At 42.9% G+C, this 9,864-nt stretch carries 10 protein-coding genes; all 10 read right to left on the bottom strand.

Features of this window, described 5'->3' with window-relative positions; genetic code table 11:
- Nucleotides 1-72: 72 nt before the first annotated feature.
- The 10 genes from xthA to H5202_RS14060 all read right to left on the bottom strand — a co-directional run bounded on the left by xthA (nucleotide 73) and on the right by H5202_RS14060 (nucleotide 9,583).
- Entirely contained in the window at nucleotides 73-879 is an 807-nt protein-coding gene (xthA, locus tag H5202_RS14015; RefSeq protein ID WP_182772617.1) for an exodeoxyribonuclease III, read from the bottom strand.
- Entirely contained in the window at nucleotides 879-1,178 is a 300-nt protein-coding gene (locus H5202_RS14020) for a YciI family protein (RefSeq protein WP_182772618.1), read from the bottom strand. Before H5202_RS14020 ends, xthA begins: the two co-directional genes overlap by 1 nt.
- Nucleotides 1,179-1,213: 35 nt before the next feature.
- On the bottom strand, nucleotides 1,214-1,765 hold the full coding sequence (locus H5202_RS14025) for a septation protein A (protein ID WP_182772619.1): 552 nt from the start codon (nucleotides 1,763-1,765) through the stop codon (nucleotides 1,214-1,216).
- Between the two features lie 121 nt (nucleotides 1,766-1,886).
- The gene (locus H5202_RS14030) at nucleotides 1,887-2,780 is read right to left on the bottom strand and encodes a substrate-binding periplasmic protein (protein WP_182772620.1); all 894 of its coding nucleotides are present in this window, start codon (nucleotides 2,778-2,780) and stop codon (nucleotides 1,887-1,889) included.
- A gap of 91 nt (nucleotides 2,781-2,871) precedes the next feature.
- Nucleotides 2,872-3,675 (bottom strand): tryptophan synthase subunit alpha, encoded by an 804-nt coding sequence (gene trpA, locus H5202_RS14035; protein WP_182772621.1) that lies wholly within the window; start codon nucleotides 3,673-3,675, stop codon nucleotides 2,872-2,874.
- Nucleotides 3,668-4,879 (bottom strand): tryptophan synthase subunit beta, encoded by a 1,212-nt coding sequence (trpB, locus tag H5202_RS14040; protein WP_182772622.1) that lies wholly within the window; start codon nucleotides 4,877-4,879, stop codon nucleotides 3,668-3,670. The genes trpA and trpB overlap by 8 nt, the downstream gene beginning before the upstream one ends.
- 55 nt (nucleotides 4,880-4,934) lie before the next feature.
- On the bottom strand, nucleotides 4,935-6,338 hold the full coding sequence (gene trpCF, locus H5202_RS14045) for a bifunctional indole-3-glycerol-phosphate synthase TrpC/phosphoribosylanthranilate isomerase TrpF (protein WP_182772623.1): 1,404 nt from the start codon (nucleotides 6,336-6,338) through the stop codon (nucleotides 4,935-4,937).
- Nucleotides 6,331-7,374, bottom strand: coding sequence for an anthranilate phosphoribosyltransferase (gene trpD / locus H5202_RS14050; RefSeq protein WP_220493878.1), 1,044 nt, complete (start codon nucleotides 7,372-7,374; stop codon nucleotides 6,331-6,333). Before trpD ends, trpCF begins: the two co-directional genes overlap by 8 nt.
- Nucleotides 7,374-7,976 (bottom strand): aminodeoxychorismate/anthranilate synthase component II, encoded by a 603-nt coding sequence (locus H5202_RS14055; RefSeq protein WP_182772625.1) that lies wholly within the window; start codon nucleotides 7,974-7,976, stop codon nucleotides 7,374-7,376. The genes trpD and H5202_RS14055 overlap by 1 nt, the downstream gene beginning before the upstream one ends.
- Nucleotides 7,977-8,005: 29 nt before the next feature.
- Nucleotides 8,006-9,583: an anthranilate synthase component 1 gene (locus H5202_RS14060; protein ID WP_220493879.1), complete on the bottom strand. Its 1,578-nt coding sequence runs from the start codon at nucleotides 9,581-9,583 to the stop codon at nucleotides 8,006-8,008.
- Between the last annotated feature and the right edge of the window lie 281 nt (nucleotides 9,584-9,864).

Here is a 9,864-nt window from a genome sequence, read left to right on the forward strand (position 1 = left end):
GCTGTTAGGCATAGCGTTTTTTGTTCAAGCATCATGTCGTTTAATCTAAGCGTCATTTAACATCCACTTCGATTAACTAAATGTGGTCCAAATGGGAGCATGGTCTGATGGTTTATCTATGCCGCGTAAATCGTAATCAACATCAGATTCAATTAAGCGTGGTACCAATGAATCTGTTACCAATATGACATCTATACGTAAGCCACGGTTATCATCAAACCCTTTGCTACGGTAATCAAACCATGAGTAACGTTCAGTGCGAGTAGGGTGTAATTGACGGAAGCTGTCGATAAAGCCCCATTGCTGCAGACGCGCTAACCATTCACGTTCTTCTGGTTGGAAGCTACATTTACCCGTTTTTAACCAACGTTTGGCATTTACCTCACCAATACCGATATCTAAATCGGTTGGCGAAATATTAATGTCACCAATAATCGCGATGTCTTCACTTGGATTGTGATGTTTATCTAAATGCAGCATTAAGTCTTGATAAAACTTACGCTTAGCTGGATATTTAGTTTCGTGATGGATACTTTCTCCTTGTGGGAAGTATCCATTAAAAACGGTTAATATGCGGCCATTATCTTGCGTAAACCGACCAATAATAAGACGACGTTGCGCGTCTTCATCATCAGTTTCAAACCCTTTAATGATTTCAAGTGGTGCAGCTTTTGACAGCATAGCCACACCGTAATGTGCTTTGCCGCCATGATAATGGACCTTGTAACCCATAGCCTCAACATCAGCTACTGGGAAAGCTTCGTCATGTACTTTGGTTTCTTGTAAGCCAATTATATCAGGTGAATGACTGTCGATAAGAGCTTGTAGTTGAGGCAAGCGAGCACGAATACCATTGATATTAAAAGAAACTATTTTCATTAAGGAAGCACTCGTTTAAAAGGCTTAACAATAACGCTTTGGTACACTCCAGCACCAATATATGGATCCACATCAGCCCAAGCTTGTGCATCTTCTAATGAAGGAAAGTCAGCAATAACTAATGATCCAGTGAAACCCGCTTCACCAGGATTTTCATTATCAATCGCAGGATGTGGTCCGGCAGTTAATAAACGGCCTTCATCGGCTAAAGCTTGTAGACGTGCTAAATGTTCAGCACGAACAGATAAACGTTTTTCTAAACTGTTTTCAACATCTTGAGATGAAATCATATACCACATATAGCTGCTTCCTTTATTTGATTTTACATAAACAATTATTGGTTATTAGTTGTTTGGGAGTTGTCATCTTGCATATTTTTATACAGATAAACTACCGTTATCACTGTGTTAATTAAGGTAAGGGCGGTTAAGCCAAATACTTTGAAATTAACCCATGTTTCTAAAGGTAAATTAAACGCAATATAAATATTGGCTAAACTACATAATACAAAAAATCCCACCCAGTACCATGCGACCTGAGTCCATATTCTATCGTCTACTTTCATTTCTTTGCCTAACATGCTCTTAAGCGCAGATTTTCCCATGATTTGTGAGGCAATTAACCCTATCGCAAACAAGATATAAACGATGCTGACTTTCCATTTGATAAAAGCATCATCGTGGAAAAATAGCGTGAGGGAACCAAATACAGTCACCATGGCGAAGGTGGCTAAATGCATTTTTTCAATATGTTTATAAATCAGATAGGTAATGACGAGTTGAATAGCCGTAGCAGCAATCAGTACTCCTGTTGCAGTGTAAATATCATAGAATTTGTAAACGGCAAAAAAAATGACCAGTGGTAAAAAGTCTAACAGTTGTTTCATAAAAAATCTCTTGCAGAAAAAGGACAACAAACCGCTGTCACTACGACAATGTACGCCGATTGTAACATGATGAGATAGTGTTTATGAACCATAAGCAGTTGTGCAATTGCAACCTTAGTGATCATTGTTGTTTTAAGGTGAGCCATAACTGAGTTTCACTTAGTAGAGCCGCACTTTTTTTAGATAAAAAAGGATTATGCAGCACAAATTCGGTGCGGTTATCTAATTCGGATTTACTGATCATACCTTGAGTGATTGGGTGGTTATAGAATAAGTCGTCGAAGCTACCGTCATCGATAGCTTTTCTGAGACCGTATTCGATGCGCTGAGCTAAGGATGTGTTGTCTTTACTGACAAAAAAATAAATGGGCGCTGGATACTTTAATAAGATTTTTTGTTCAAGTGCTAGTTTTGGATAACGGTCTAAGTCTCGCCATGGTTCATGTATTGAGCGAGGGTAATAGTCGAATCGACCTTTCAGTAACATGGCTATTAAACGACTATCACTGCCTGATGTGACTGTAAAACCATTGCTGTTCAAAATTGGCACATCTGGCCAATCAGCACCCTGGCCAATTAAGGTTTTTTTGATGTCTGCTATGGAGTGTATGTTATCAAATCTAGCTTGGTCATTTTTACGGATTAGCCCAATTCGGTAACCCATTAGTCCTTTAAGTAATGGCACATAAATAGCTTGTAATTGATCTTCTCGCTCAATGCTGGTCATAGTCCAGACAACATCAATAATCGTGTTATCAGCCACCATTTTAAGTGCTCGACCCTGTGGCATTTGGATCATGGCGGCATTCATTTGAAAGTCACCATATTTATCGCGACTTTTTTCTAACGCAAGTTCAAGTAACGAGACAAAATACGCTTGTTTTGGGTCAATCCCATGAATTGCAGCATTATAAGTGACGATAGTTTTAGGTTGTACGGAAGTGTCTACAGCCTTAAGACTGTAGCTAACAAATAGAATGGCAATCGTTAAAATCCCTATTAACGAACTTTTCATATAACACCGAGTTGGTTGATATTTGTCCTAGTATAACGGACATAAAAAAAGGAGCAATAAAATTGCTCCTTTTTCGACCTAGGAGTGGTCGTTATGTAGCCGCTTTCATTGTTGCGGTAAATTCAGCCAATTTAGCCAGTAATGTGTTTTCATCATGTTGATGTGCTTCAATGATTTTAACCACGGCAGAACCTGAAATCGCGCCAGCGGCTCCAGCCTTGATGGCGGCGCGCACTTGCTCAGGTTCGGCAATACCAAAACCTAATAGTGGTGGCGGCGCATTAAACTTGGCGAGTTGTGACAGAATGTTTTCAATTGGCTCACCCGCTTTGGATTCTGTACCTGTGACGCCAGCTCGTGATAATAGATAGGTGTAACCTTCACCTTGTTCACTGACCATTTTTAAGGTGTCAGAATCAGCATTGGGCGGTGCAATAAAGATGGGTGCAATACCATGTGCTTTGGCGGCTTTGCTAAAGGGAGCAGACTCTTCAACAGGCACGTCAGCAATCAACACTGAATCAACACCTGCAGCTTGAGCTTTAGCGTAAAACGCATCAATACCATTGGCAAAAACTAGGTTGGCATAAAGTAATAATCCGATTGGCAGATCAGGATGTTGAGCACGAACTTTGGTGATGATGTCAAAACAATCACTTGAGGTAGTGCCTGCTGCTAATGAACGTAAATTAGCACCTTGTATCACAGGGCCATCGGCTAAAGGATCTGAAAAAGGGAAGCCTAATTCAAGTGCATCAGCACCATTAGCGACTAAGGTCTGAATAATCTTTAATGATAATTCAGCGCTCGGATCACCAATGGTTACAAAAGGGACAAAGGCGCCTTTTTGTTGTGCTTTTAGTGCAGCAAATGTTGCTTGATAACGGTTACTCATTGCCGCTCTCCTGTTGTTTTTGTTTGGCCTCTAAAATATCTGCCACAGTGAAAATATCTTTGTCACCACGACCTGATAAATTAACCACTAAAATGGTTTCTTTAGTCGCTTCCTTTGCCATGTTAACGGCATAGGCAAGTGCGTGGGCAGATTCTAATGCTGGAATAATCCCTTCACAACGAGCGAGTGTTTGGAACATTTCAAGTGCTTCATCATCGGTTGCTGACTCATAACGAGCACGACCAATGGCATTTAAGTGCGCATGTTGTGGTCCTACTGATGGGAAATCAAGTCCGGCAGAAACCGAATATGATTCTTCAATTTGACCGTCGCTGTTTTGCATTAAGGGTGATTTCATGCCAAAGAAAATACCGGTTTTACCGTGTTTAAGCGGCGCGCCGTGCATAGCTGTATCAAGCCCTTTACCTGCAGGCTCAACGCCAATTAATTCAACCGATGGTTCATCAATAAAATCTGCAAACATACCAATAGCGTTAGAGCCTCCGCCAACACAGGCAATAACGGCATCGGGTAAACGACCTTCTTTTTCAAGAATTTGTTTCTTGGTTTCTTCACCGATAATACGTTGGAATTCACGCACAATTGTCGGGAATGGGTGCGGACCTGCAGCGGTACCCAGTAAGTAATGGGCTTTATCATAGCTACCTGACCAGTCGCGCATGGCTTCGTTACAGGCATCTTTTAAGGTTGATGACCCTGATGTAACTGGAATAACTTCAGCGCCCATTAATTTCATGCGGAACACATTTGGCGATTGACGCTCAATGTCTTTTGCACCCATGTAGACTCTACATTTTAGGCCTAAAAGCGCACAGGCTAGAGCAGTGGCTACGCCATGTTGCCCCGCACCAGTTTCGGCGATGATTTCTTTTTTACCCATACGTCTAGCTAACAACGCTTGTCCCAACACCTGGTTAGTTTTATGAGCTCCACCGTGGAGTAAGTCTTCACGCTTTAAGTAAATTTTTACCAACGGATTTGGACTTAAATTACGGGTAAGTGTTAGCGCTGTTGGGCGGCCAGCATAGTTCTTTAGCAGGTCGGTAAATTCAGCGATAAAGCTTTCATCTTGTTGTGCTTCAACAAAGGCTGTTTCGAGTTGTTTTAATGCAGGCACTAAAATCTGCGGTACGTACATCCCACCGTATTCGCCGAAATAAGGGTTAAGCTTGAGCTCGGTCATAAATGTTCCCTTCGAGTAATCATGTTTTAACTAAAAATGGTGTCGTAAATAAAAATTAATTACGGCGTAATTGAGAAAATGCGGCAATCAGTTTTTGGTGGTCTTTATGGCCAGGGGTAGATTCTACTCCTGAATTTAAGTCGACCCCATAAAATCCTTGTTGGCTTGCGAGATAAACATTGTCTGGGGTTAATCCACCCGCCAACATCGCATCTTGTTTATCAGCAATATCTGCTTGCCAATTAAAAGTTTGCCCAGTGCCGCCAAATTGTTGTGCTGACTTGCTGTCGTATAAATATCGATCGGCACCTGCAGGTTTTTGACTCACTTCGCCGCTGTTACTGTCAATCGCTATAGCTTTCCAAATTTCGGTGCTGAGTTGCTGTTGAGTCAGTAACGTTTTTAATTCGGTTATTTCAAGTTCAGTTTCATTGCCGTGTAATTGCACCGCAAAAAGGTTCAGTGTTTGGGCTAATAAAGCGATATCAGCAACGGGATGATCCACAAACACCCCCACCATTTTTAAGCCAATATTACGTTGCTGCATTTGGTCAATTAATTCAATTGCTTGAACAGGTGTTACGGCTCTAGGTGATTTGTGATGAAAAATTAGCCCTCCAAATACCGCGCCTGCTGTAGCCACTGCCTGAATATCGTCAATTCGAGTCAAACCGCAGACTTTATTGTTTCCAAAAATAAGTTGTCTGCATGCTAAATCAATATCGTCTTGCGCCATAATTGAACTGCCAACAAGATAACCGTCAACCAATGGATTTAGGCGGCAAACTTGTTGATGGTTATAAATACCTGATTCGCTAATAACGACTCTGTCGGCTGGGATTTGTGGCGCTAATAACTCTGTTGTCGCCAAATTAGTACTTAAGTCGCGTAAATTACGATTGTTAATACCAATTATTGGGGCAAGGAGATCAATCGCTCGGATCAATTCTTCTTGGTTACTCACTTCGGTTAAGGTATCTAATTGATACTTGGCTGCCTCGTTGGCTAATAAACGATATTGCTCATCATCAAGCACAGACAACATCAATAAAATGGCATCCGCACCTTGGTGTGCAGCTAATTTTACTTGATACGGATCGACAAAAAAGTCTTTACAGATAATTGGCTGAGTCACTCTAGCGCGGACTTTTGGAATGTAGTCCATGTCACCCTGGAAAAACTCTTCATCGGTGAGTACTGAGATGCCTGCAGCGTAATGGACATAAATATCTGCAATGGCTTCAACATCAAAAACAGGGCGAATAAGCCCTTTAGAAGGACTGGCCTTTTTACACTCAAAAATAAACTGAGCATTAGGCGCTTTCAGGGCATCGAATAAGCTACGGTCAGATATTTTTGGCTGTAGATTGGCCTCTGGGAAACGCAGTTTAAGTGCGGCGATATGTGCCACTTTTGTATCAACGATACGGGTTAACACATTACTTTCTGGCTTACTCATTGTGTTCTCCTGTTTGGCTCGCAGCAGCTAAATCAGTTAATAAGGTAAAGGCTGTACCGCTTTTTAGTGTGGTGAGTGCTAGCTGAGTGCCGGCTTGAACTGAGTCGCAAATACCACTTATGTACAAAGCACAACCTGCATTAATCGCTACCGCATCTCTATGTGCTGGTAGCCCTTTGCCTTGTAAAATGGCTTGGGTGATTAAGGCATTATCTGCTGGTTCTCCACCCGTTAACTGCGATATGTCTGCACGGTTAACGCCAAGATCTTCAGGACTAAGCTGGTAAGTACGCACCACACCGTCTTTTAGTTCTGCCACATAGGTATTATCGTGAAGCGCTACTTCATCTAAGCCACTGCCATACACCACCATGGCCCGTTTAACGCCAAGGGCATGTAGCACTTGTGCAATAGGTTCGATGAGTTCAAGTGTATACACGCCCAGCAACATAAACTCTGGGCTTGCTGGGTTAATTAATGGGCCAAGTACATTAAAAATGGTACGGGTTTTTAATGCTTGTCTTACTGGTACTGCATGTTTCACCCCGCCATGGTAATGCGGTGCAAAAAGAAAACATAAACCGAGTTTATCTAAACATTGGCTTGCAGCATCTGGCGCCATAGTGAGCGCGATACCGCAATGTGACAGTAAGTCAGAAGAGCCAGACTTGCTTGATACGCTACGGTTACCGTGTTTTGCTACTTTTGCCCCCGCTGCTGCAGCAACAAATGCGGCAGTAGTGGAAATGTTGATGGTGTTATAGCCATCGCCGCCAGTACCGACAATATCAACAATGCCGGTTTGCTTTGAGGCATCACTGCGAGGGAAGGGTTTAGCTGCTTGGCGCAATGCGTCTGCCGCGCCGGCTATTTCATCAATGGTTTCGCCACGCATTTTTAGCGCCACTAACATACCCGCCATGGTAGCAGGTTGCATATCACCTTGAATAATAGCGCTAAACACTTGTGCCATTTGTTCACGAGTTAATGGCTTACCTTGATACAGGCGGTCGAATAACGTTTGCAGATTATCCATTATTCACCTCCACTAAAGGCGTGGTCTTGGGTTAAATACGCCAATGTCTGCGTGAGTAACTGACTGCCTAGGGTGGTTAAAATTGATTCTGGATGAAATTGAAAGCCCATAGCTTGATGCTGTGGATGCAATATTGCCATTGGCATGTCATCTGTGGTGGCAATAACCTCTAAGCAGTCAGGTACCTTAGTCGCAACTAAGCTGTGATAACGGGCAACCGGTAATGGTGAGGGTAAGTTGGCAAATACGCCTTGACCATTATGGAAGGTCGGGCTGGCTTTACCATGGACCACAAACGGCGCTCGTTCTACTTTTCCGCCATAATATTCGACCATTGCTTGATGACCTAAACAGATGCCAAGCATCGGAACTTTACCGGCCACTTTGCCAATGAGTTCCATCATGCAACCCGCTTCATGCGGTGCACCAGGTCCGGGTGATAACACCAATGCCGTTTTACCGGTTTCATTGATGAGCTTTTCAGCCACATAATTGGCACTGACATCATTACGATAAATGACAACTTCACAACCTAGGCTGCGGAATTGATCGACTAGATTGTAAGTAAACGAATCGAAGTTATCGAGTAAGTATATTTTCATCCGTTTATCGCTTTGTGTGGTTGCGGTGCTCATAGCCCACCTCCCATTTTTATCGCAGAAATGACCGCTTGGGCTTTTTGACGTGTTTCATCTGCTTCGGCTTGTGGATCTGAGTCAAACACCACGCCAGCGCCTGCTTGTATATGAGCAACATCATTTTTAACAAAGGCTGAACGGATAACAATGCAGGTATCCATGTCGCCTAAACCATTGAGATAACCCACTGCGCCACCATAACTGCCACGACGTGCTTGCTCCGCTTGGCGAACTAATTGCGATGCACGCACTTTTGGTGCACCCACTAAGGTTCCCATGTTCATGCAAGCTTGATAAGCGTGCAGGGCATCTAAATCTAAACGTAATTGACCAGTGACGCGACTGACTAAATGCATCACGTGCGAGTATCGATCAACCTTTAACAGTTCGGCTACTTTACGACTACCGCTTTGGCTGATGCGTGCAATGTCGTTGCGGGCTAAATCGACCAGCATTAAATGTTCAGACAATTCTTTCTTATCTAAACGCAGCTCAAGTTCGATACGGCTGTCTAGGTCAAAATCAATCTCACCCTGGGCATTTTTACCGCGCTTACGTGTGCCTGCAATGGGATACACTTCGACTTGGTTACTGGCCGCATCATATTTCAGGGCACTTTCTGGCGACGCACCAAATAAGGTGAAATCAGGACCTCTAAAATAGAACATATACGGACTAGGGTTGGTTAAGCGCAAAGCCCGGTATGCACCAAGCGTATTCGGGCAAGGTAAGCTGAAACAACGAGATGGCACAACTTGGAAAATATCACCGGCGACAATGTGTTCTTTCAAATCAATCACGGTTTGTTTAAATTGCTCGTCGGTGATGTTAACGTCTTCGTCGGTTGTCACTGGCGTTAACGGAGCAATATCACCTAGTTCGGCGCATTGTTCGATGACGTGTTGCAGTTGCAGAGCTAATTGCTGTGCAATGATGTTATCTTGACTGAATTGGTGGCTAACAATCTCTGCTTGCTGAGTTTGATGGTCAATTAAAATAAGTGTTTCAGCAAGATAGAATAAATAGTCGGGGCAATCATTGTGAGCGTTGGGCGCAGCAGGGAGCGGCTCGACGGTATCAATTAAGTCATAGGCTAATACGCCACCTAAAAATAAATCTTCAAATTTAAGTGGATTATTGGTTTGAATGTGCTTGATAAACATTCTTAAGCCATCAAGAGGCGATGTCGACTTTAAGCGTGCATCTTCATCTTGTAACTCGGTGGCTTTTTGTAGCGTTACGACGAGGGTATCATTAACTCGTTGTTGCTTTGCATCATTGAAAAAGTTAGCTATTGGCGTTAATAACGCTGCACCATTTTGAGTTAATGCGCTGAAACTGAGCTGGTAACCATCACAACGTATCATCATTGCCGCATGGGTAAGCACGATACTTTTTAAATGGTCTTTACTTTCGACCTCAGCAGACTCTAACAGCATGGTATGGGGCGCGTTATTAGTCACTTGCTGATACAGTTTTAGTGGATCAGTATGGTAGGTTAATGGCTGCTTTTGCGTGCTAACCTGAGCGAGTTGGTTTGGTGTGGTCACTGTTGTCGTCACTTTAGTCATCACTATGTCGCCGCTCCTTGTATCCTGTTTGTTTATCATCTGTTGGCCTTTAATATTATGTAACCCGAGTGACTAAATTGAATGGGCCAAATAACAAGAAAGCCCACATCTCTGCGGGCTTTTTGGTAAAATCTTGTCTCTTAAAAATGAGCACAACGCTTCACACCACCCGTTAATTTGGGAAGTGCCACCACCAAGTAATGTGTAATGAAGCTAAAGAGTGTGTCATCGTTAATCGCTGTGTTGTGTCTGTGTTTAATGTCTATAGGAAAACCCAGCTG

It is taken from the genome of Shewanella sp. SG41-4, assembly GCF_014164505.1.
In the GTDB taxonomy this organism is placed as follows: domain Bacteria; phylum Pseudomonadota; class Gammaproteobacteria; order Enterobacterales; family Shewanellaceae; genus Shewanella.